Origin of the sequence: Dongia sp., from assembly GCF_041906375.1 — a bacterium.
In the GTDB taxonomy this organism is placed as follows: domain Bacteria; phylum Pseudomonadota; class Alphaproteobacteria; order Dongiales; family Dongiaceae; genus Dongia.
Genome location: NZ_JAYRJJ010000001.1, coordinates 803160 through 824664 on the forward strand (window position 1 = coordinate 803160; position 21505 = coordinate 824664).

Sequence of the window (21505 nt, forward strand, 5' to 3'; positions counted from 1 at the left end):
GGAATGGCCTGAATACGACACGCTGCCCGCCCGAAGCGGGTAGGGCACCAAGCGAGTCGACTGTCGATATGACGTCAAGCCTTAGCACAAAGGGATTTGCCTCGCCAATGCCGCTGCGTCATCCGTGGCATCAGCCAACCTACTGAAATCTGTGGACGAATGGTCGTGGCGTGCTACTTTAGCCCCTGATTTCCCGGCTAGCCAAAGCCGGTTGAAAAAATATGTATCAGGGCGGTTTGGGGGTAGTAGCTTTGGCGCGGTTTGATTTGTTGGGTTCAGCCTTCGGCGCTGCCCTCTATGGCCTGATTGTTGCCATGGGGACTGCAGGCGTCGCCAAAGCCGACGATACCGTTCATCTGGTCGCCGACGAGGTCGGCTATGACGAGGATTTCGGTGTCTATGTCGCCCGTGGCCATGTCGAAGCCCAGCGCGGCGACAAGATCATCATGGCTGACACCCTGACCTACAACGAGCGGACCAAGACCGTCACCGCCAACGGCAATGTCGCCATGCTGATGCCCAATGGCGACACGCTGTTCGGTAACTATGCCGACGTCAGCGATGACTTCAATGACGGTATCGTTCAGGGGTTCAAGGGGCTCTTCAAGGACAAGTCGCGGCTCGCCGCCCAGACTGCGCAGCGGGTTGATGGCAACAAATTGGTCCTCAAGAATGCGGTCTACACCCCCTGCCTGCCCTGCAGGACGGACCCGACCCGCCAGCCGGTCTGGCAGGTCAAGGCGCGCGACGTCGTTCAGGACGAGACTGAACAGACGATCACCTACCACAATGCCTGGATGGAAATGTGGGGGGTGCCGATCTTCTGGACGCCCTATTTCCAACATCCGGCGCCCGGTGTCGAACGCATGTCGGGCCTGTTGGAACCGCGCATTTCGGCATCCTCTGGGCGCGCCGGCTACCAATACGCCCAGCCCTACTTCATTACGCTGGGGCCGGACAAGGATCTGACGCTGACCCCGATCGTCCGGATCGGGGGTGATCCGGATCCAGCCGGTGCGGTGGGCGACGTCGAATATCGCCAGCGTCTGCGCAATGGCGCCTTCCGTCTCGAGGTTTCCGGAACGCAGGAAGACCGCTTCGGCAACGAGGACCGGTCGGTTGTGAAGAACAACGAATTCCGCGGCCATTTGGAGGCGGATGGCCTGTTTCAGATCAATCGTGACTGGCGCTGGGGGTTCAACAACAAGGTGGCGATGGATAAGTCCTATCTGCGCCAATATCACTTCGGATCGCCCGATTGGCTCGAAAACCAGCTCTGGGCCGAAGGGTTCTTCGGTCGCTCCTATTTCGATGCGCGCGCGATGGGCTTCCAGTCGACCGACAAGGATTTCGATTCCGACACCGCGCCGATGGTGCTGCCGTCGATCAACTACAATTTTGTCGGTGAGCCGGGCGACTATGGCGCCTATTGGGGTCTGAACGTCAATACGCGCAACATCGTGCGCGAAGAAGAGCGGGATTCGCTGCGCTTTTCAGTCAGCCCGAGCTGGACCCTGCCTTATACGAGTTCGATCGGCGATATCTATGAATTGAAGGTCTCGTTCCAGAGCGACCTCTACATCGTCGATGATGTCGACAGGAATTCCGATGACGTCACCGGCAAGAACGGTGACTTCGATGGCGTCGCCGGACGGTTCTTCCCCGAAGCCAGCCTGAAGTGGCGCTATCCTTTTGTCCATCCGGGCGAGAATCTGACACAGGTGTTCCAACCGATCGCCCAGCTGGTGCTGGCGCCGGATTGCTGCAATGTCGGCAAGATTCCCAATGACGACAGCCGGACCTTCGAATGGGATGATACCAAGGTGTTCGACCCCGATCGTTTCTCCGGGCTCGACCGCGTGGATTCCGGTTCGCGGTTCAATTACGGTTTTGAGTGGACCGGCTATCTGCCAGAAGGTGGTTATGCCGACGTCTTCCTAGGGCAGAGCCTGCGCTTCTGGAACGACGACCATGAAGTTCGCGATGGCAGCGGGATTGACGACGACCTTTCCGACCTGGTCGGACGTATCGCCCTGGTTCCGGCTGATTGGCTGGACTTGTCCTACCGTTTCCGCCTGGATCTCGATGAACTCGACATGAACCGGCAGGATCTTGGCATTTCCGCCGGACCGGAAGAATTCAGGGTAGATCTCCACTACATCCAGATTGAGGATGATGTGGATGGCGGCAAGGAACAGCAGGTGAGTGCCGGTGTTCGCGCCAAGCTTGGCGAATACTGGACCATCGGTACGAATGGCACCTATGACATTCACGACTCGGAATTGCTCTCGGTCGGCTCGTTGCTCGAATATCAGGACGAGTGCTTCGGCATGCAGCTCCAGGCATCGTATGCGCCAGAGAGCGACGATGAGGATACAAGCGGCGACTTTACCGCGATGTTGCAGTTCCGCTTCACCAACCTCGGCAATATCGGTTCGAATTTCTAGCAGCAGGCGGCGTCCGTCGCCGCGTGCTTGGGACAAGTGACTTCATGACGACCACATTGATCAGATTCCGTGCCTTCCTGCTGGGTGCCCTGTGCATTTGCGGCGCGCTTTCTTTGCCAACGTCACCAGCCTCGGCGCAGGACGCGCTTAAGATCGTTGCCGTGGTCAACGAGGACGTGATCACCGAGCTCGATTTGTTCATGCGCATGCGCCTGGCGATGGTCTCGGCCAAGCTGAATGACACGCCGGAGACGAGGCAACGCCTGTTGCCCACACTCCTGCGCACGATGATCGACGAAAGACTGAAGGTGCAGGAAGCCAAGCGTCAGAACATTCCGGTGGCGCCGACCGAAGTGCAGCAGCGCATCGACGGGCTTGCCAAACGCAATGGTATCTCGGCCGATCAATTTGCCGAGACATTGCAGCAGAATGGGATCTCTATCGACATCCTGGCTGACCAGATCAAGACCGAGCTGAGCTGGGCTCGGTTGGTGCAACGCCGCCTGCGCTCACAGGTCAAGATTACGGATGAAGAGATCGATCAGGCGTTGGCCGCGATGCAGGCGGCGCAAGGCCAGATCGAATATCGCATGTCGCAGATATTCCTGTCGTCCGGCAGCGGCGACGAGGCGAGCGTCCAGCAATCGGCGCAACGCCTTAAGGAACAACTCGCCCAGGGTGCCGATTTTGCGGCCTTGGCGACCGAATTCTCCCAGGACCAGGCCGCCATCCGCGGCGGCGATTGGGGCTGGGTGCGTCTCGACATGCTGGACCCGCCGGTAGCCCAGGTCGTGCAGACCTTGCCGCCCGGCGAGATCGGCGGCCCGGTGCGCGGCGCGGGTGGATATTATGTGTTCCAGGTGAAGGCCACGCGCGTGATCGATGCGCGCAACGTGGCGGCCGGCACTGTGGAAATGGAGCAGATTCTGTGGGCGTTGCCGATCAACGCTGCGGAATCCGAGGTCGACAAAGCGGTTTCGCAGGCAAATACCCTGATCCCGCGAGTCCAATCCTGCGCTGACATGAACAAGGTGGCAGCCGATGCCAAGCCCGGCGTGCATCGCAATCTGGGCAACGTGCTGGTGAACGATCTGCCGGTCGAAGTGCAGAGCTACGCACTCAATCAGCCGATCGGAGAGCCGAGCCCGCCCGTTAGAACAGATCGCGGCGTCGGCATCTATGTCGTCTGCAACCGCGGCGGCGGTGATGATGCCGCCTTGTCGCGGGTCAGCGTCGCCGACCGCCTGGGGCGTCAGCGCCTCGATACGTTGGCGCGCGGATATCTCTCGGACCTGCGGCGCGCTGCGGTGATCGATATCCGCCTATGACCGGCAGTGACCGGGAAGGGGATAGGCGTGATTCCAGCAGGACATTGCCCTTGCCGCCTTTGCGTGAGGTCATTGCCCGACATGGGCTGAGCGCCAACCGGGCCCTCGGACAGAATTTTCTCTTTGACCTCAACCTCACCGGGCGCATTGCGCGCGCGGCGGCGCCTTTGGACCAGGGCACTGTCATAGAAATCGGCCCAGGACCCGGCGGGTTGACGCGCGCCTTACTCGATCTTGGTGCCCGAGAGGTCATTGTCATTGAGCGTGATCGCCGCTTTCAGCCGGTTCTGGCGGAGATATCTGCTGCCTATCCTGGTCGTCTTCAGATCATCGATGGCGATGCGCTCAAGGTCGATGCCGCCAAGCTCGGCAGCGCGCCGCGGCGGATCGTTGCCAATCTTCCTTACAATGTGGCGACGCCCCTGCTCATGGCGTGGCTGGAAGCCGGAACAGCCTTTGCCAGCTTGACGCTGATGTTCCAGAAGGAAGTGGCCGATCGGCTGGTCGCCAAGCCGCGAACCAAAGATTACGGGCGTCTCAGCATCGCCGCGCAATGGCGTGCTGACGTAAAACGGCTCTTCGACATTCCACCGCGTGCCTTTACGCCGCCGCCTAAGGTGACCTCGACCGTGGTACAACTCATTCCACGATCCGAACCGCTCTATCCGGCAGATGCGGCAATGTTGGAGAAAGTGGCCGCCGCCGCCTTCGGCCAGCGCCGCAAGATGCTGCGCCAGTCGCTACGTCAAGTCTCGCCGCAGGCGGAAGAGGTCCTGCTGGCCACCGGTATCGCGCCCACCGCGCGCGGCGAGGAATTGTCGGTCGAGCAGTTCTGCGCGCTGGCGCGTGCTTTCAAGAAAAAGGGGCCGCCTATTGGCCCTCACGCAGGCCTTTGACGAAATCGGTCAGGCCGATCTGGCGCTGACGGCGCAGGCGCTCCGCACGCAGGATGGCGCGCACGTTCTCGACACTCGAATCGATATCATGATTGACGATGATATAGTCATATTCGGCCCAATGGCTCATTTCGTCGGAAGCCTTGCCCATGCGCTTGGCGACAACTTCTGCGCTGTCCTGGGCCCGGGTGTGAAGGCGCCGTTCCAGTTCGCGGGTTGACGGCGGCAGCACGAAGACGCTGACCAGATCTTCGCGCGCATTGTGGGCCAGCTGCTGCGTACCTTGCCAGTCGATGTCGAAGAGGATATCGCGGCCCTGGGCAATCTCCTTGGCGACCTGGGCCTTGGGTGTGCCGTAGTAATTGTCGAATACCTTGGCATATTCCAGGAATTCGCCGCGGTTGATCATCAGGTTGAATTCGGTCGCATCGACGAAATGATAGTCGGTGCCGGCGGTTTCGCCGGGCCGCTTGGCGCGGGTCGTCGCCGAGACCGAAAGGGCGATCTGCGGTTCAAGTTCTAGCAGGCGACGGGAAATGGTTGTCTTGCCGGCACCGGACGGTGACGACAGCACCAGCATCAAGCCACGACGGCGAATTTCAACGAAGCCTGAATTATTGGGTGCGGTATCGGACACGGCTGTGCTTCTCACTCGATATTCTGGATCTGCTCGCGCAGCTGTTCGATCGCTGCCTTAAGCTCGATGCCCAGATTGGTCAAGGCGAGATCGGCAGCCTTCGAGCAGAGGGTATTGGCTTCGCGGTTGAATTCCTGGCACAGGAAATCGAGCTTGCGTCCGACGGCACCCCCCTTGCCGATCAGATCGCGCGCCGCCTCGACATGGGCGGCAAGGCGGTCGATCTCCTCACGCACATCGGCGCGGCCGGCGATGATGGCCAGTTCCTGGACCAGGCGCTCGGGGTCTACTGGCACACCATCCGGCATCAATTGCTTCAGTTGCTCTTCGAGCCGCTGGCGGATGTTGATGGGCTGGGCGCCCGCCGTGGCGACGGCTGCGACGCGCAGCCGCTCGACCTCATCCAGATGCCCAAGCACCATTCCGGCAAGCCTTGCGCCCTCGACACGGCGCATGGCGCCAAGCTCCGCCATCGCCTGACGCAGCCCGCCTTCGATCGCTTGTTGCCGCTGGTTCATGATCCCTGCATCGACCGGCGGTGTTTCCACCTCGAGGACACCTTTGAGGCCAAGCAAGCCATCGAGGCTGGGGGCGCGTGCGTCGAGCTTTCCCTGCATTTCGCCGACCAATGCCAAAACCTGGTCAAGGGCGGCGCGGTTAACCGTAAGTCGCCCGCGGCTGGCGACCTCGTCGACCGTCAGATTGGCAGAGAGGTTGCCACGCTTGAGATGCTCGGTCGCCGTCTGACGGACGATGCCATCCATCGCTTCAAAGCCCTGGGGGACGCGGCACCGCACATCGAGAGAGCGACCGTTCACGGTCTTCAACTCCCAGGTCCACAGAAAATCTCCGACCGCGCCACTGGTGCGCGCGAATCCGGTCATACTGGCAATCGACACTCTATCCCCCTTGCAAAGCGCCGCTATCATCCTGGAAGCTGCGCCGGCTGGCAAGTCGGGTGCAGATTCAGCCCGTGGCGGAACCTAGTTGGGATATTGGGAAGGATAGAGCGGCGCATGGGCAAGGATTTCAGGTCGATCCTGATTACGGGCGCCAGTTCAGGGCTGGGCGAGGCCCTGGCGCGGGCCTATGCGGCGCCTGGCGTCCATCTGCATCTGGGCGCCCGCCGCGTCGGCCTGCTGGAAATCGTTGCCGAGGCATGCCGCGCCAGCGGCGCCGACGTGACGGCGACGGCGATCAACGTCACCTCGGACACGGACATGGCGGCATGGGTCGGACGCGCGCATCAGCAGCACGCTCTGGATCTCGTCATCGCCAATGCGGGCATTTCCGGCGGTACTCATGACGGCCCGGAAAGCGATGAACAGGTGCGGGCGATCTTTGCCGTCAATGTCGACGGTGTCTTCAACACCGTCCTGCCGGCAATCAAGCTGCTGTCGGCCCAAGGCCATGGCCAGATCGGCATCATGGCCTCGCTGGCCGGTCATCGCGGTTTCCCGGGGGCACCGGCATATTGCGGGTCCAAGGCGGCGGTTAAGGTTTGGGGCGAAGGATTGCGCGGCGAACTGGCTGGGCAGGGCATCGGCGTCAGCGTCATCATGCCGGGATTTGTGGTGACTCCGATGACGGCGGTGAATGATTTTGCCATGCCGTTCCTGATGCCCGTCGAAAAGGCCGCGAGCATCATCCGCGATGGTCTGGCGCGTAACAAGGCGCGCATCGCCTTCCCCCTGCCGACGTCGTTCATCGCATGGCTGCTGGGGGCGCTGCCGCCGGCGTTGACAGATCGCCTCCTGCTTGCGGCACCGCGCAAGTGAGGGGGCGATTGCAGCGTTGCGCGCCATGGTTCCGTTTATTGGGCGGGGGATAGTCGGGGATATATCCGACTCATTCAGTATCGGCCGGAGCGTGCGCGAAATTGCATCGGCCTATTGCATCGGCCTAAGGAACAGATTTGGCAAAGCGGAATTCCCTCTGCGTGTCGTCGGCCGGCGGTTGCCCGGTCCAGCCCGCGCGCATGACGCGCTTAGCCAGATGGAGAGAGACGTGCCCCACGCAAAATCGGATGCGATCGCGCTGCTCAAGGAAGATCATCGCAAGGTCGAAGGCCTGTTCGAGGCATTCGAGAAAGCCCGCAAGGCGGACCGCAAGTCAGCCTTGGCGCAGGAGATCTGTACCGAACTCACCGTTCACACGATGATCGAGGAAGAGATTTTCTACCCCGCCTGCAAGGATGCGGTGGAAGAGGATTTGCTCAACGAAGCCTATGTCGAACATGACGGCGCCAAGGTTCTCATAGCCGAGATCCTCGCCGGTTCCCCCGATGAAGAGTTCTTCGACGCCAAAGTGAAAGTGCTCTCCGAGCAGATCAAGCATCACGTCCACGAGGAGGAGAAGCGGGCAGAAGGTTTGTTCGCGCAGGCGCGCGCAGCGGGCCTGGATGTTGCCGCTTTGGGCGAAAAGCTGGCTCAACGCAAGCAAGCGCTGATGACGGAGTTCAAGAAAAGCGGCCTGCCGATGCCGGAGACGCGGAGCTTCACCGGTTCAAAGCTCAAGCAGGGCGCTCCGTTGGAGGCCGCCCGCGCGGCAGAGTAAGAACGAAAATGGGCGCCTCTCGCGGGGCGCCCATTCTTGTCTAGGTATGGGATAAATATCCCAATTTAATCAAGGCTGTACCCGCGGCACGCGGCGCAGCATCCGGTAATAGAGCGGCTTGTTGTCCGGCGTGGTCAGGGTCATCAGCAGATCGCCCGGCATCGCCTGCATGCCCAACATCAGTCCGGGATTGGTGACGGTGTAAAGGCGCCAGGTCTGCGTCCCCTGGGCCGACCAGCCGGTCACGGCCACCGGCGTAATGGACATGACGCCGCCCGCCATGCGGTAGGTGTCGTACATCGGTGCTGCTGCCCAGGCGTCGGCCAGGATCTGGTCGTTGACGGGGACCTGGGGCGGATCAGCCCGGGTGACGAGGCCGATCCGGCCCACGCCGGTCTCGTTCATCGGGCTGATGATGTACCACTGCCAGGGATTGCTGAACGGGGCGGTCGGGCGCGTCGGCTGGATGAAGCTCGGTGGCAATTGCACCATTTGCCAGGACCCAATGAGTTCATTGGGTTGGGCCACGTTCATCATGGCAGGGCTTTGAGGTACCGGCGCCGCAACGGGGGTAACGGGTTGGATCGGCTCGCTCGCGCCGCCATCCCAGGGCGCGCAGCCTGCAAGAAGTGTGGCGCTCATCAGAACAGTGACGAGCAGGCCGCGTACATTCATGGTCAATCTCCCCCGATCGCAGCCCGCCAATCGGGCCCGGTCAGGGCGCAGTTTAGCGGCCCAAATCCTGACTGAGAAGCGTCGAGCGACCGATTCGCCCTTGCCCGGCCCGGTATTATGCCGGCGGCGTCGAAAAAAGGCGCAAACAGGCGTAATTTCCGGCTTGCCGGCCGTTCCGGAAGGCCAAATCCCCGGCGGATTTCCTGAAATTTCCCGGATCGTGATCCGGTTCACAGCAGACAGGGTCGCCGATCCAACATCCTTTCCATCAACCCGCTTGAGGCTTTGCGGCAACCTACCTAGCCTGCAGGGCCAGGCCTCGCCGAGGCTGGCGGACCGCGTAAGGAGATGAAGATGGCGCTTTCGAAACGTGAATTTCTGCTCGCTGTGCCCCTGGCGGCGATCGGCGCCTGGCTCGTTCCGGGCCTGACCCGGCCTGCCGAGGCGGCCGCCGGTACTGCCGGCCAAGTCTCGCGTCTTTCCGGGACAGTAACGATCTTGCGCGACGGCGGAGAAATCACCACCGCGGTAGGCGACGAGGTCAGGGTCGAAGACAGCATCCGCTGCGGTACCGGGAGCCGGGTGGAGGTCACTTTCAGCGATGGCTCCGTCCTGACCATTGGTCCGGAAAGCGAGGTCGAAATCGCCTTCTTCGCCCCCGAAGCGAGCGAATCGACAGCACTCCTCGATCTCGTCTCCGGAATCGCCCGCATGACCGTCAACAAGGCGACCTCCTGGGGCCGCTTCGAGGTCCGCACGGCGACGGCGGTGGCTTCGGTGCGCGGTACTGACTATCTGGTTGAAGCGGTGCCGGGCAAAAGCGCCGTTTTCGTCGCCGAGGGGCGCGTCGCCGTTTCCAGCCGGGCCGGATCGGGCACCGTCATCCTGCGCCAGGGCCAAGGCGTCGATGTTCCGGCGGAGCGCGGTCCGCTCAATATAAAGACCTGGGGAGAAAAGCGACGCAAAGAGGCGCTGGCGCGCGTGACCTTCCCTTAAGTCCGTCGGGAAAAACCGGTGGCCACCGAGGGTAAGACACGGAGGGCAAAACGGGGCTGGCTTGGCCCCGTTCTTGCGCTTGCCCTCGGCCTGCTGATTGGCTGGCTGCATCTCTCGAATGACCGGTGGCTTGAATCGCTTGAACAGGGCGAGACGCTGGATTGGCGCTTCAAGCTGCGCGGTCCGATGGCGCCGCCCAATGATGCGGCGATCGTGGTGATCGATGACAGGTCGCTCGCGAAATTGGGCCAGTGGCCGCTGCCACGGGCAACCCTGGCCGAGATCATCGATCGACTGCAGGACGCCGGCGTCAAATCGATCGGGCTCGACATCCTGCTGTCGGAACATGAGCCGGATGCCAATGGAGCCGGCGATGCTGCCTTGGCTCGTTCGTTGCAGCGACATGGCCGCGTCGTCCTCGCAACCGCAATGCTGCTCAACAACGGATCGCCGGCCACGGCCCCCATCCAGGATGCCAGCAAGATAGCGTTGAGCGTGGTCAAGACAGCGGCTTCCGAGCCGAACCGGTTATTGTCCGCCGACGGCATGCTGCGACCGCTGGCGGAACTCGAAGGAGTGGCCGCCGTGGGTCACGTCAATCAGCAATCCGACGATATCGGCCAGACACGCGCCCAGTATCCGGCGATCGGGTATGGGGACTGGCTGATCCCGTCCTTTCCGTTGCTGGTGGCGGCGCTGCAGGACGATCTGCAGCGTGGCGCCATCGGTTTCGACCTTGGCGGCAAGCTTATTCTTGGCGAGAAGAAGATCCCCTTGGATGACCGGCTGGGGCTTGCCCTCAATTATCTGGGCCCAACCGGGACCTTCAGGACCTATTCGGCCATCGATCTGCTCGGCGGTCTGATCCCACCGCCGCTTTTGCAGGGGCGGGCGGTCTTTGTCGGTGCCACCGCGACGTCGCTGGGCGACAATTTCACCACCCCCTTTGCCTTGGATCTGCCGGGCGTCGAAGTATTGGCGACCGCGGCGGTTAATCTCATGCATGGCGAAAGCCTCATCCGCACGCCGGAGCAGCGGTTCGTCGAAGCCATCGTTATCGTCGGCCTGTCGATCCTTTCCTGGTATCTCGGTATCGTCGGTCCTGGGCCGCGCTGGGGCATGTTGGCGAATCTCCTTCTGCTGGCCGGCTGGTTTCTTCTTTGCCAGATGTTCTTTGTGTTCCAATATCGTCTCATTGCCATGGCAGGACCCAGCCTTGCCATCATCGCCGGTGCGGTGCTGGGCATGCTCGGCCGCATGGTCTTCGAACGCCGCCTGCGCAGCGAAGCGGAGCGTCATCGCGGCAATCTTGCACGCTATGTGCCGCCGAGCTTGGTGGAGACGCTGGCGGAACGGGCCACACCCAGTTTTGATGAACGGGAACAATTGGCGGCGGTTCTGTTCGTTGACCTGCAGGGCTTCACTCATGCCAGCGAAACGCGTTCGCCGGCCGACACGGCCCATTTCCTGAAGGAATTCCATAGCCAGCTGGAAGACGTCGTTGCTGCCTATCGCGGCATTGTCGCGCAGTTCCTGGGCGATGGAGCACTCATCCTCTGGGGCCTGCCGCAGCCGCGTGACGACGATCCGGCGCAGGCGCTAGCTTGTGCGCGCGATATGCTTTTGCGCCTCAAGCGCTGGAGGCCGGACAATCCGGCGCGCATTGGACTACATTTCGGGCCGGTTGCCATGGCACAGCTCGGTGGCCGCCATCAGGCGCAATTTGCCGCCGCGGGCGATACGGTCAATGTAGCGAGCCGCCTCGAAGCTGCGGCCAAGGCAACCGGCATGGTTCTGGTGATTTCGGACGATATGGTGGCGGCGGTGCTTGCCCTCGGCCGCGGCGACCTCATCGCCGGCCTCACCGCACGCCAGGACCAGCCGGTGCGCGGGCGCGACAAGCCGATTACATATTGGTCGGCCCCCAGTTGTGCCGATCTGGTATGAAGGGGCAATGACACGCGTGCCAGTCTCCCGGAAATCATCCCTGTGGCGCCTGTGGCCGCTGGCGCTCATCGGCGCCGGCGTGGGACTGTTTTTCCTGCTGGGCGGGGCGGACCTGCTCACGCTCGGCAAGTTGCAGCAGGAGCATGCCAAACTCGAATCCTTCGTGGCAATGCACTATCTGCAGGCTGTGCTTGCCTATATGCTGCTCTACACTTTGGTGGTGGCGTTGTCGCTGCCCGGTGGTGCCGTACTGACTTTGGCCGGCGGCTTCCTGTTTGGCGCGCTCGCGGCCACATGTTACATCGTCGTGGCGGCGACCTGTGGTGCCGTCATCATCTTTCTGGCGGCGCGCTCGGCTCTTGATGAGCCATTGCGCACGCGCGCCGGCCCGTGGCTGGCAAAGCTCGCCGCAGGTTTCCAACGCGATGTCTGGAGTTACATGCTGATCCTGCGCCTCGTGCCGCTTTTCCCATTCTTTGTCGTCAATCTGGTGCCGGCCTTCCTGGGAGTCTCGCTGCGCTGCTTTGCCGTCACCACCTTCATCGGCATTATTCCGGCGACCTTCATATACGCGGCCCTCGGTGCCGGGCTTGGCGATGCCTTGCGCAGCGGCGGCGATCTATCTGTCGCTTTGTCGCCGGGCGTCTTGGCGGCACTGTTGGGATTGGCGGCCCTCGCTGCGTTGCCCATTCTCTACAACCGCCTGCGTCGCCGATCGGACCTACCAAATGAGTGACATGGACACACTGACACCCGACATCTGCGTCATCGGCGGCGGTTCGGGTGGACTGACCGTCGCCGCTGGCGCGGCCCAGCTTGGCGCCAATGTGGTCCTGGTGGAGGCTGAGGAAATGGGCGGGGACTGCCTCAACTATGGCTGCGTCCCCTCAAAGGCATTGCTGGCCGCAGCCCATGCTGCCGCGTCGGCGAAATCGGCCGGAAGATTTGGAATCACCTTTCAGCCGCCGGCAATCGATCGGCTTGAGGTTGCCAAGCATATCGCCGGCGTCATCGGCGGTATCGCGCCGCACGATTCCGTGGCGCGCTTCGAAGGATTGGGCGTCACCGTCATCCGCGATCGAGCCGTCTTCGCGGCAGCTGATTCCGTCATTGCCGGCGGCAGGCGTATCGTTGCCAAGCGCTTCGTCATTGCGACCGGTTCGAAACCGGTCGTGCCGCCGCTGGCTGGCCTAGACCAGATTCCCTATCTCACCAACGAAACCATCTTTGCCTGTACCGATCCGATTGCGCATTTGCTGGTGATTGGCGGTGGTCCGATCGGTGTCGAGCTTGCCCAGGCCCAGGCGCGCCTCGGCGCCAAGGTGACCTTGGTCGAAATGGCGCGCCTGATGCCCAAGGATGACCCGGACCTGGTGGATTTTGTCCGCAAGGCGCTCGGCGCAGACGGCATCGATCTCCGCGAAGGCACCGGCGTCGTGCGGGTAGAGAAAGGGACTGACGGCATCGTCGTTCACCTCGCCCGCAACGATGGTGCGACCGAAACGATTTCGGTCAGCCATGTCCTGGTGGCGGTTGGCCGTCGTCCGAACAGCGACGGGCTGGCGCTCGACAATGCCGGTGTCCAATTGTCCGGCGCGGCGATCAAGGTCGACCGGCGCCTGCGCACCAGCAACCCGCGGGTTTTTGCGATCGGCGATTGCGTAGGCGGGCCGGCCTTCACCCATGTTGCCGGCTATCATGGCGGCATTGTGCTGCGGAACATCCTTTTTCGCCTGCCGGCCAAAGTGAACCCCGACATCATTCCGTGGGTGACCTTCAGCGAGCCGGAACTGGCCTATGTCGGTCTGGCCGAAAGTGCCGCGCGGGCGCGTTTCAAGGATGTGCGGATCGAGCAGCTGGATTTCGACGCCAACGACCGCGCGCGAACCGAGCGGCGCGCCGAAGGCCGCATCAAACTCGTCCTGCGGGCAAATGGGCAGATCCTAGGTGTCGGCATCGTCGGGCCCCAGGCCGGTGAATTGCTGGCGCCCTGGTGCCTCGCGATCGCCCGCGGCCTGAAATTGTCGGCCATTGCCGGCCTGCTGCTGCCCTATCCGACGCTCTCGGAAATTTCCAAGCGGGTGGCGGGGAATTACTATGCGCCTCGTTTGTTCAGTGTCGGGGTGAAGGCGCTGGTGCGTGGGTTGCTGAAGTTGCCATGAGTGAAACGGACGTCAAGCTGCCGAGTTTCGGGCGTGGCCTATCGGCCCGGGTCCTGCTGCTGACCATCTTGTTCGTCCTGGTCAGCGAGGTGCTGATCTATGCTCCGTCAATAGCGCGCTTCCGCCTCGACTGGCTGGAAGAGAAGCTCAATACTGCTCACCTCGCCATCCTGGCTCTCGAGGCGACGCCGGATTACATGATCGATCCCGAACTTGAGGTCCGGCTGCTGTCGCATGTGGGCGCGCGTGTGATCGGTCTCAGGGCCAGCGACGGCAAGAACCTGATCCTGCGCGGCTCGTCGCCGCCGCTTCTGGTCGATGTGACGGTCGACCTCAGCGAGCGCGGCATCCTGCCCTTGCTCGATGACGGCATAGATACCCTGTTGCAGACCCGAAACCGGGTGCTGCGGGTAAAGGGCTACTCGCCGCGGGCCGCCGATGTCGTGGTCGACGTGGTGTTGGATGAATGGCCGCTCCGCCAGGCCATGATCGCCTATTCCTGGCGCGTCCTGGGATTCTCGGTGGTCATCTCGCTCATCACCGCCGCGTTGGTCTTCGGCGCTTTGCAATGGCTCATCATCCGCCCGATGCGGCATCTGACACGGGGCATGGTCATGTTCCGGCAGGACCCAGAGGCCCAGCGCGGCGATTTCGGCACGACCAGTCGCGGCGACGAAATCGGCCTCGCCGAGCGTGAGTTTGGCGAGATGCAGGACAAGGTGCGCCAGTCGCTGCAGCAGCGGGCCAGATTGGCCGCCCTGGGCACGGCTGTGAGCAAAATCAATCACGATCTGCGCGGCATCCTCGCCACCGCGCGCCTGATCACCGACCGCCTGGCAGAAAGCGACAATCCGGAGGTGCGGAAGGCGGCGCCGGCTCTGCTGCGCTCGCTCGACCGCGCTGTCGATCTTTGTTCCGATACGTTGAACTTCACACGCGAAGGGCCGCCCAAGCCCGAGTTCGAGACGTTCAAACTGGGTGAACTGGTCGATGAAGTGGGCGAGGGCCTCGGCAAGCTGCTGGTTGCCGGCAAGGCCTGGTCGAACACGGTCCCGCTTACGCTCACCATCCGCGCCGATCGTGGTCAGGTCTATCGCATCCTGCGCAATCTTGGTGAAAACGCGCTGCAGATGGGCGCCCAGCATGTAACGGTGAGCGCCGAAGAAGGTGCCGACGGGCTGGAGATTCTGGTCGCGGACGATGGTCCCGGCCTTTCGCCCAAGGCGATGGAAAACCTGTTCGTGCCCTTCAAGGGATCGGCAAGGGCCGGGGGCACGGGGTTGGGCCTTGCTATCGCGCGGGAATTGATGCGCGGGCAGGGCGGCGATCTCAAACTGCTGCGCAGCGACGCCAAAGGCGCCGTTTTCGCCCTCACTTTGCCGATGGAAACCGACCAAGCGCGTTGAAAACGACGGCCTACCCGGCGATAATTCGCACAGCTCTCAGAATCAGAAGGGGATCCAAAGTGAAAGCGGAAATCGAGCGCAGCATATTCATGGCCGTTCTCGCCTTGTTTGCCGTCGCCGCTCTTTTCATTGCATCGCGCGCCGGCCATGGCACGCCCTATTGGGGCGGCCTCGGCTTCAGCGCGTTCTGCGTGGGCTTGCTGTTCTATTCGATCGCGAAGGTCAAAGCCTTCAAATAAGCGCTTTCCGGCAGGCCAGGATGGACCGGATGATCCGGCGCCGCACCCGTGTGATAGAGCATCCGCGCCGTGCGGCCCGCTTCCTGGATGCCGCGCGCGGCCTGCTTGATCAGTTCGTCGGCGGGCATGTTGTGCGAGCACGAACATAGCATCAGGATGCCGTCCTTGCCGACGCATGAGGCCGCCAGCCGCGCAAGCTTCCGGTAGGCGCGCGCACCTTGGTGGAAATCCTTGCGTGATTTGACGAAGGCAGGTGGGTCGGCGACGACGATGTCGAAGCGCCGGTCGCTTTGCGCGATCTCCGGCAGAATGTCGAAGGCATCGCCCATGCGCGTCTCGAAGCGATCGGCGACACCATTGAGCGTCGCTGCCTGTTTGGCGAACTCAAGTGCCGGGGCACTGCGGTCAAGTGCCAGCACATGCTCGGCGCCGGCCGTGAGCGACTGGTTGCCGAACCCGCTCATATAGCAATAGGCGTCGAGCATCTTGGCGCCCTTGGCAAGCCGCGCGATGAGGGCGCGATTGTCGCGCTGGTCGAAGAACCAGCCGGTCTTCTGCCCGGCGCGCGGGTCGCATTGGAATTTGACGCCGTTCTCGATGATATCCACCGGCCCGTCGAGCGTACCTTTAAGGACATTGCTGATCGGTTCCAGCCCTTCGAGTTCCCGCGCGGGACCATCGCCGCGCACCAGGATCACACGCGGCTTCAACAGGGCATCGACGGCGGCGGCCAGATGCTCGATTTCGGCATCCATACCGGCACTCGAAACATCGATGACGATGACATCGCCGTAGCGATCGATGACGCAGCCGGGCAGTCCGTCCGCCTCGGCATGGGCCAGGCGGTAATAGGGGACGCCGATCAGGCGGTCGCGCAGCTTCAACGCCCGTTCCAGGCGCCGCTGCCAGAACTGGGCGTCGATAACGGCGGCATGGTCGCGCGTGATGACGCGGCCGCTGATGAGCGATTTGGGATTGAAGAAGGCCAGCCCGATCGGCTTTCCGTCAGCCTGGCGCAGCGTGACCGTGCTGCCCGGCTTGATGGCCTTCAGTTCGGGGCTGGCCTGCAATTCGTTCGAATAGACCCAGGGATGACCACCGAGCACGCGTCGTTCTTCGCCCGATTTCAAATGGATCGTGGGCCGCTTCGTCATTAAAAAATCCTGTCTTTTCAATCTGGTAGGTGAGCCGTGCCAGAGCAGGCTCAGTTGCCGAGGGCGATGCCCTGGCGCCGCGGATCGCTGGCGCCGATGAGTTGCCCGTCGCGCAGCAGGATGACATTAGCACCGCTGTCCAATTCCTGCACCTTGACCTTATGCCCACGTGCCTTGAGTTGGGCCGCCAACCCCTCCAAACCGCGCGCTTCCTCGAGAATGGTGGGACCGTTCCGGTTGAGGGTATGCGGGGCCGCGATGGCGGCGTAAGGGTCGCGCCGCCAGTCGATCAGGCCGATGAGGGCCTGGGTCACATAGCCGATAATGTTGGCGCCGCCCGGCGATCCCAGCACCGCTCTGAGATTCCCGCTGCCGCGCTCAAAGACCAGTGTCGGCGCCATGGAAGAGCGGGGCCGCTTTGAGCCCTCGACCCGATTGGCGGCCGGGCGGCCACGGCTTGCGGGAGCAAAGGCAAAGTCGGTCAGTTCATTGTTGAGCAGAAAGCCGTCGACCATGACGTGGGCACCGAAGGCGCCCTCGATGGTCGTGGTAAAGCTGACGGCATTGCCGTCGCGGTCGACAATGGCCATGTGGCTGGTCGACAGGGGTTCGGGCAACATGCCGGCAGCAGGCAGTTGACCGAGCAGAGCGGAATCCGCCGGCCGACCCGGCCGGGCTTCGCCCATGGATTTTGTGGGGTTGATTTCGGCCGATCGGCTCGCCAGGTATTCCGGCGCCAACAGGCGCTCGACCGGCACTGGTGCAAAATCGGGATCGCCGACATAGCGTTCGCGATCGGCAAAGGCCAGCCGGCTTGCCTCGGCGATGAGATGCGTGGCCTCTATGCCGTCCGGCGGCAGGGATGGAAGGTCGAAGCGCTCCAACAGCCCCAGTATCTGCAGCACGGCAACACCGCCGGAAGAAGGTGGGCCCATGCTGCAGACGCGCGTCTCGCGATAGTTCAGGCAGGGGACGGGGCGCTTCTCGGCCGTGTAATCGGCAAGATCTGCCTCGGTCATCGTCCCCCTTGTCGGCCGTGCCTCGTTGACGGCCCGAACGATGTCACCGGCTATGGCGCCTTTGTAGAAGGCGTCTGGACCGCCTTCGGCAATGGCCCGCAATGTCTTTGCCAAAGCCGGATTGCGCAGCAATTCTCCGGCCGCCAGGGGTGTGCCCGCTTGGTCGAAGAAATAGGCCCGCGTGCTGGGCTGGGTCGCCAGGATCTCGTCCCCGGCGATCTTCTCCGCCAGACGCGGCGAGATGGGGAAGCCCTCCTCTGCCAGCCGGATGGCCGGCTGGAAAAGCTCCTTCCAGGGCAGGCGACCATGTTCGTGATGGGCGAGTTCCAGCATGCGGAGAACGCCCGGCACGCCCACCGACAAGCCGCCGGGCATCACATCGGAATAGGCGCGGGGCTGGCCATCGGCGCCGAGGAACATGTCGCTGGACGCGGCCGCGGGCGCCTTTTCCCGGCCGTCATAGCTTTCGGTTCGATGGTCGGCAGCGGCGTAGTGCAGCAGGAAACCCCCGCCGCCGATCCCGGATGATTCCGGCTCGACCAGCGTGAGCACCATTTGCATGGCGATGGCTGCATCGACCGCTGAGCCGCCACGCCTGAGGATGTCGAGGCCGACATGTGCCGCTGCCGGATGGGCAACTGCGACCATGGCATGTTCGGCGTAAACGAGCCGGGGCGGCTCAGGCGCCGGATCAACGCTCGTCTTGGATGCGGGTGCTGCGCACCCGGCCAGGAGGACAAACGCGACAGCGGCCAGCGATCTTGGCAGAACCCGCATCTCTGCCGGCCAGCCAGCGCGCGGCCTCTGTGGCATCAGGAACTGATGCCGCGGAGGCGTTCCGAGCGACGACGCAGTAGTTCGACCGTCACCAGCATCACGGCTGCGGCGATGACCAGCATGGTGGCGGCGGCCGTGATGGTCGGGCTGATCTGCTCGCGGATGCCGCTGAACATCTGCTTGGGCAACGTGCGCTGATCCGGGCTGGCGATGAACAGCACCACGACGACCTCGTCAAACGAGGTGACGAAGGCGAAGAGGGCGCCGGAGATCATGCCGGGCAGGATGAGCGGGAAGGTCACCTTGCGGAACACCGTCATCGGCGAGGCGCCGAGGCTGGCGCCGGCGCGGATCAGGGATTGATCGAAGCCGGTGAGGGTCGCCGTCACGGTGATGACCACAAACGGTGTGGCGAGCGCCGTATGCGCCAGGATAATGCCGGAATAGGTGTTGTTGAGGCCGAGATTGGCAAAGAAGAAATACATGCCGACAGCGGTAATGACAACCGGCACGATCATCGGCGAAATCAGGAAGGCCATCACCAGGGCCCGGTAAGGGAAATTGGCACGTGACAGGCCGAGAGCCGCCAGTGTGCCGAGGATCATCGACAGGGTTGTCGAGGCAAGGCCGATGAAGACGCTGGCCTTCAAGGCATTGAGCCAGCGCGGGTCCTGGAAGAAATCGGCATACCATTTCATCGACAGGCCAGGCATCGGGTAGGTGAAATAAGGCTCCGAATTGAAGGAGAGCGGCATGATCACGAGGATTGGTGCGATCAGGAACAGCAGCACCAATCCGCAGATGACGATGAACGCCGCGCGCCAGGCGCGTTCGATCGGAGAGGCGTAGGGAGGCAGTCTGAACATGGGCGTTATCCGAGCTTCATCTTGTCGATGCCGACCAGCTTGTTATAGAGGGCATAAAGAATCAGGGTCGCGGCGAGCAGGATGGCGCCAAGGGCCGAGGCCTGGCCCCAGTTGAGTTCGCGGTTGGTATAGAGCGCCACGAAATAGCTGATCATCTGGTCCGTGGGTCCGCCGACCAGGGCCGGCGTGATGTAATAGCCAAGACACAGGATGAAAGTGAGGAGACACCCAGCGGCGATGCCCGGCATCGTCTGCGGAAAATAAATCTGCCAGAAGGCGCTGAAAGGTCCAGCGCCGAGCGACCGGGCAGCGCGCACGTAATTGGGTGAGATCGTCTTCATCACACTGTAGATCGGCAGCAGGGTGAAGGGCAGCTGGATATGGGTCATGGCCACGATGGTGCCGAAGCGGCTGAAGATCAGCTGCAGCGGTTCGTTGGTGATGCCCAGCCAGAGCAGCAGATCATTCACCGGTCCTTCGGTCTGCAGCACCACCACCCAGGCGGTGGTGCGCACCAGCAGGGAGGTCCAGAAGGGCAGCAGGACCAGGATCATCAGCAAATTGCTGTGCCGCGCCGGCAGGGTCGCCAGCAGATAGGCCAGCGGAAAACCGAGGATGAGCGTCGCCAGGGTCACGCCGACGCTGATTCCCAGCGTACGCACGAAGACGTCGACGAACAGGCGTTGATCGGACGGGACCTGGACGATGTCGTCCGTCGGGCTCCATTGCAGGTCGATCGCCTTGAGCAAATAGAAGGTGGTCGCCCGGTGGCCCGCTCGCTCTATCACCTTCCAGGTTTCGACCTTGCCCCACAGCGGGTCCAGCTTAAGGAAAGCCTCCTTGTAGGGGCCCTCGGTCATTTTCTCGGCAGCGCGGCCGGCTTGCAGCATCTTACTGCGGGTGCCGGGCAATTCGTAGTTGAGGCGCTTGCCGAGAAGGCCGGTCGCCTTGGATTTCTGGGCTTCGCGCAGGTCCTCGGCAAAGGCTGCGTATACCGGCTCGCCGGGCAGGTCGCTGGCATCCCACCCGCTGAGGGCGCTGGTGGTGCGCGGCAGATTCTCGGCAATCTCCGGATTGTCGACGGCGCGCGTCAGCAGGATGACGATCGGCGTCACGAAGACGATCAGGATGAAAAAGAAGAGGGGAACGACCAGGCCCAGCGCCCGCAGGCGCTGCATGCGCTCGGCACGGCGCAGCTTGGATTTCAATGTTGATCGATCGTCGGAGAAACTGACACTCATCTTGCCGGATGCCGCCGTCATTCGTTGTTTGAGAGGGACAGGCCGAAAAGCGACTGGCGGGAAGCATGCTTCCCGCCAGTTTGCGCCTTAAGCCGTGTTACTGCGCGAGCCAGGTATTGAAGCGCGCGCGCAATTCTTCGCCATTGTCACCCCAGAATTGCGGGTTGAGCGGAATGGCGGCCGTGAGGTTGTCCGGATAGGTCGGCAGGCTCTTGGCCAATTCCGGATCCACCAGGGCGACCGCATCGAGGTTGGTCGGGCCATAGGGGATGTGCGGCGCCAGGGCCGACTGCACTTCCGCGGAGCTTGCGAAAGCGAGGTATTCATAGGCCTTGTCGAGGTTCGGCGTGCCTTTCGGAATCGCCCACATGTCGAGGTCGGGGGCTTCGCCGTCCCAGACGATCTTGAAGGTCTTGCCTTCCTTGATCGCGTTGGCGATGCGGCCGTTCCAAGCCGAGGTCATGACGACTTCGCCATCGGCCAGGAGCTGCGGCGGCTGGGCGCCGGCTTCCCACCAGACGACCTGCGACTTGATGGTGTCGAGCTTCTTGAAGGCGCGATCGACGCCTTCCGGGGTGCCCAGCACGTTATAGACTTCGCCCGCCTCGACGCCGTCAGCGATCAGCGCCCATTCCAGGTTCACGAACGGGTTCTTCTGCAGCGCGCGCTTGCCCGGGAACTTTTCGAGGTCGAAGAGGTCCTTAATGCTGGTCGGGCCGTCCTTCAGCTTGCTGGTGTCATAGGCAAAGATGGTCGCATAGACGTCGCTGCCGATGGCGCAATCAAGGGCAGCACCGGGAAGGACCTTCGACTTGTCGAGGATCTTCGAATAGTCGAGCGTTTCAAGCACACCTTCGTCACAGCCCTGGAGTGCCGTCTGCGTGTCGACACTGATCACGTCCCAGCTCACCGTGCCGCTTTCCACCATGGCGCGGATCTTGGCGACTTCGCCGTTATACTCTTCTTCCTTCACCACAGTGCCGGACTTGGCATTGAACGGCTTGAAGATCGTTTCCCGCTGCGCTTCCTGATAGGCGCCGCCCCAGGAGACGATGGTGAGGCCGTCGGCCGCGTAGGCGACGGAGGCGAGCACGCCGGCCGCGGCGACCGCGGCGACGAAGCCCGTTGATAGAAGCTTCTTCTTCATGATTGTTGAACC

The 21505-nt window shown here is 62.6% G+C and carries 19 protein-coding genes; 11 read left to right on the top strand and 8 right to left on the bottom strand.

The annotated features are described in order from the left end of the window. Window positions 1-251: 251 nt before the first annotated feature. Genes ACE3OA_RS03665 through rsmA form a run of 3 tightly spaced genes read left to right on the top strand, consistent with a single transcriptional unit; the run spans window position 252 to window position 4671 of the window. Window positions 252-2447: an LPS-assembly protein LptD gene (locus ACE3OA_RS03665; RefSeq protein ID WP_374307995.1), complete on the top strand. Its 2196-nt coding sequence runs from the start codon at window positions 252-254 to the stop codon at window positions 2445-2447. Between the two features lie 44 nt (window positions 2448-2491). After that, window positions 2492-3775: a peptidylprolyl isomerase gene (locus ACE3OA_RS03670; protein WP_374307997.1), complete on the top strand. Its 1284-nt coding sequence runs from the start codon at window positions 2492-2494 to the stop codon at window positions 3773-3775. Next, window positions 3772-4671, top strand: a complete 900-nt coding sequence (gene rsmA, locus ACE3OA_RS03675) for a 16S rRNA (adenine(1518)-N(6)/adenine(1519)-N(6))-dimethyltransferase RsmA (RefSeq protein ID WP_374308000.1) — start codon at window positions 3772-3774, stop codon at window positions 4669-4671. The genes ACE3OA_RS03670 and rsmA overlap by 4 nt, the downstream gene beginning before the upstream one ends. Here the strand turns inward: rsmA and gmk are convergent. Together gmk and ACE3OA_RS03685 are read right to left on the bottom strand one after the other, a co-directional pair. Next, on the bottom strand, window positions 4646-5308 hold the full coding sequence (gene gmk, locus ACE3OA_RS03680) for a guanylate kinase (RefSeq protein WP_374308002.1): 663 nt from the start codon (window positions 5306-5308) through the stop codon (window positions 4646-4648). The two genes, rsmA and gmk, sit on opposite strands and share 26 nt — an antisense overlap. Window positions 5309-5319: 11 nt before the next feature. Next, on the bottom strand, window positions 5320-6207 hold the full coding sequence (locus tag ACE3OA_RS03685; RefSeq protein ID WP_374308005.1) for a YicC/YloC family endoribonuclease: 888 nt from the start codon (window positions 6205-6207) through the stop codon (window positions 5320-5322). Window positions 6208-6324: 117 nt separating this feature from the next. On the opposite strand from ACE3OA_RS03685, the gene ACE3OA_RS03690 reads away from it, so the two are divergent. Both ACE3OA_RS03690 and ACE3OA_RS03695 read left to right on the top strand, forming a co-directional pair. Next, complete coding sequence (locus tag ACE3OA_RS03690; RefSeq protein WP_374308007.1) at window positions 6325-7086, top strand: SDR family NAD(P)-dependent oxidoreductase; 762 nt, start codon at window positions 6325-6327, stop codon at window positions 7084-7086. Between the two features lie 25 nt (window positions 7087-7111). Further along, a complete protein-coding gene (locus tag ACE3OA_RS03695; protein WP_374309208.1) occupies window positions 7112-7864 on the top strand; it encodes a hemerythrin domain-containing protein in 753 nt (250 codons plus the stop codon). 69 nt (window positions 7865-7933) lie between these two features. Here the strand turns inward: ACE3OA_RS03695 and ACE3OA_RS03700 are convergent, their stop codons facing one another. Next, window positions 7934-8539 (bottom strand): hypothetical protein, encoded by a 606-nt coding sequence (locus ACE3OA_RS03700; protein WP_374308009.1) that lies wholly within the window; start codon window positions 8537-8539, stop codon window positions 7934-7936. A gap of 354 nt (window positions 8540-8893) precedes the next feature. On the opposite strand from ACE3OA_RS03700, the gene ACE3OA_RS03705 reads away from it, so the two are divergent. From ACE3OA_RS03705 to ACE3OA_RS03730, 6 genes are read left to right on the top strand one after another with little or no spacing between them, the layout of a single operon-like run. Then, complete coding sequence (locus ACE3OA_RS03705; protein ID WP_374308012.1) at window positions 8894-9535, top strand: FecR domain-containing protein; 642 nt, start codon at window positions 8894-8896, stop codon at window positions 9533-9535. An 18-nt stretch (window positions 9536-9553) separates the two neighbouring features. After that, window positions 9554-11482: a CHASE2 domain-containing protein gene (locus ACE3OA_RS03710; protein ID WP_374308014.1), complete on the top strand. Its 1929-nt coding sequence runs from the start codon at window positions 9554-9556 to the stop codon at window positions 11480-11482. Between the two features lie 7 nt (window positions 11483-11489). Further along, entirely contained in the window at window positions 11490-12218 is a 729-nt protein-coding gene (locus ACE3OA_RS03715; protein ID WP_374308017.1) for a TVP38/TMEM64 family protein, read from the top strand. After that, window positions 12211-13644, top strand: a complete 1434-nt coding sequence (locus ACE3OA_RS03720) for an NAD(P)/FAD-dependent oxidoreductase (RefSeq protein ID WP_374308019.1) — start codon at window positions 12211-12213, stop codon at window positions 13642-13644. Before ACE3OA_RS03715 ends, ACE3OA_RS03720 begins: the two co-directional genes overlap by 8 nt. Further along, entirely contained in the window at window positions 13641-15050 is a 1410-nt protein-coding gene (locus ACE3OA_RS03725; RefSeq protein WP_374308021.1) for a sensor histidine kinase, read from the top strand. Before ACE3OA_RS03720 ends, ACE3OA_RS03725 begins: the two co-directional genes overlap by 4 nt. Before the next feature lie 59 nt (window positions 15051-15109). Beyond that, complete coding sequence (locus tag ACE3OA_RS03730) at window positions 15110-15289, top strand: hypothetical protein (RefSeq protein ID WP_374308023.1); 180 nt, start codon at window positions 15110-15112, stop codon at window positions 15287-15289. Here the strand turns inward: ACE3OA_RS03730 and ACE3OA_RS03735 are convergent. The 5 genes from ACE3OA_RS03735 to ACE3OA_RS03755 form a co-directional block, all read right to left on the bottom strand. Then, complete coding sequence (locus tag ACE3OA_RS03735; protein WP_374308025.1) at window positions 15256-16443, bottom strand: class I SAM-dependent rRNA methyltransferase; 1188 nt, start codon at window positions 16441-16443, stop codon at window positions 15256-15258. The two genes, ACE3OA_RS03730 and ACE3OA_RS03735, sit on opposite strands and share 34 nt — an antisense overlap. A gap of 50 nt (window positions 16444-16493) precedes the next feature. Continuing rightward, entirely contained in the window at window positions 16494-18110 is a 1617-nt protein-coding gene (ggt, locus tag ACE3OA_RS03740) for a gamma-glutamyltransferase (RefSeq protein WP_374308028.1), read from the bottom strand. 164 nt (window positions 18111-18274) lie between these two features. Beyond that, window positions 18275-19105, bottom strand: a complete 831-nt coding sequence (locus ACE3OA_RS03745; RefSeq protein ID WP_374308030.1) for an ABC transporter permease — start codon at window positions 19103-19105, stop codon at window positions 18275-18277. Window positions 19106-19110: 5 nt separating this feature from the next. Continuing rightward, on the bottom strand, window positions 19111-20346 hold the full coding sequence (locus ACE3OA_RS03750) for an ABC transporter permease (RefSeq protein ID WP_374308032.1): 1236 nt from the start codon (window positions 20344-20346) through the stop codon (window positions 19111-19113). 97 nt (window positions 20347-20443) lie between these two features. Further along, the gene (locus ACE3OA_RS03755) at window positions 20444-21493 is read right to left on the bottom strand and encodes an ABC transporter substrate-binding protein (protein WP_374308034.1); all 1050 of its coding nucleotides are present in this window, start codon (window positions 21491-21493) and stop codon (window positions 20444-20446) included. Window positions 21494-21505: the final 12 nt, after the last annotated feature.

Excerpts from the sequence above, each read along its gene's own strand:
- ACE3OA_RS03670 (WP_374307997.1), top strand. The coding sequence starts at position 2,492 with ATGACGACCACATTGATCAGATTCCGTGCCTTCCTGCTGGGTGCCCTG.
- rsmA (WP_374308000.1), top strand. The coding sequence starts at position 3,772 with ATGACCGGCAGTGACCGGGAAGGGGATAGGCGTGATTCCAGCAGGACA.
- ACE3OA_RS03690 (WP_374308007.1), top strand. The coding sequence starts at position 6,325 with ATGGGCAAGGATTTCAGGTCGATCCTGATTACGGGCGCCAGTTCAGGG.
- ACE3OA_RS03695 (WP_374309208.1), top strand. The coding sequence starts at position 7,112 with ATGGTTCCGTTTATTGGGCGGGGGATAGTCGGGGATATATCCGACTCA.
- ACE3OA_RS03700 (WP_374308009.1), bottom strand. The coding sequence starts at position 8,539 with ATGAATGTACGCGGCCTGCTCGTCACTGTTCTGATGAGCGCCACACTT.
- ACE3OA_RS03705 (WP_374308012.1), top strand. The coding sequence starts at position 8,894 with ATGGCGCTTTCGAAACGTGAATTTCTGCTCGCTGTGCCCCTGGCGGCG.
- ACE3OA_RS03715 (WP_374308017.1), top strand. The coding sequence starts at position 11,490 with ATGACACGCGTGCCAGTCTCCCGGAAATCATCCCTGTGGCGCCTGTGG.
- ACE3OA_RS03720 (WP_374308019.1), top strand. The coding sequence starts at position 12,211 with ATGAGTGACATGGACACACTGACACCCGACATCTGCGTCATCGGCGGC.
- ACE3OA_RS03725 (WP_374308021.1), top strand. The coding sequence starts at position 13,641 with ATGAGTGAAACGGACGTCAAGCTGCCGAGTTTCGGGCGTGGCCTATCG.
- ACE3OA_RS03735 (WP_374308025.1), bottom strand. The coding sequence starts at position 16,443 with ATGACGAAGCGGCCCACGATCCATTTGAAATCGGGCGAAGAACGACGC.
- ggt (WP_374308028.1), bottom strand. The coding sequence starts at position 18,110 with ATGGTCGCAGTTGCCCATCCGGCAGCGGCACATGTCGGCCTCGACATC.
- ACE3OA_RS03745 (WP_374308030.1), bottom strand. The coding sequence starts at position 19,105 with ATGTTCAGACTGCCTCCCTACGCCTCTCCGATCGAACGCGCCTGGCGC.
- ACE3OA_RS03750 (WP_374308032.1), bottom strand. The coding sequence starts at position 20,346 with ATGAGTGTCAGTTTCTCCGACGATCGATCAACATTGAAATCCAAGCTG.
- ACE3OA_RS03755 (WP_374308034.1), bottom strand. The coding sequence starts at position 21,493 with ATGAAGAAGAAGCTTCTATCAACGGGCTTCGTCGCCGCGGTCGCCGCG.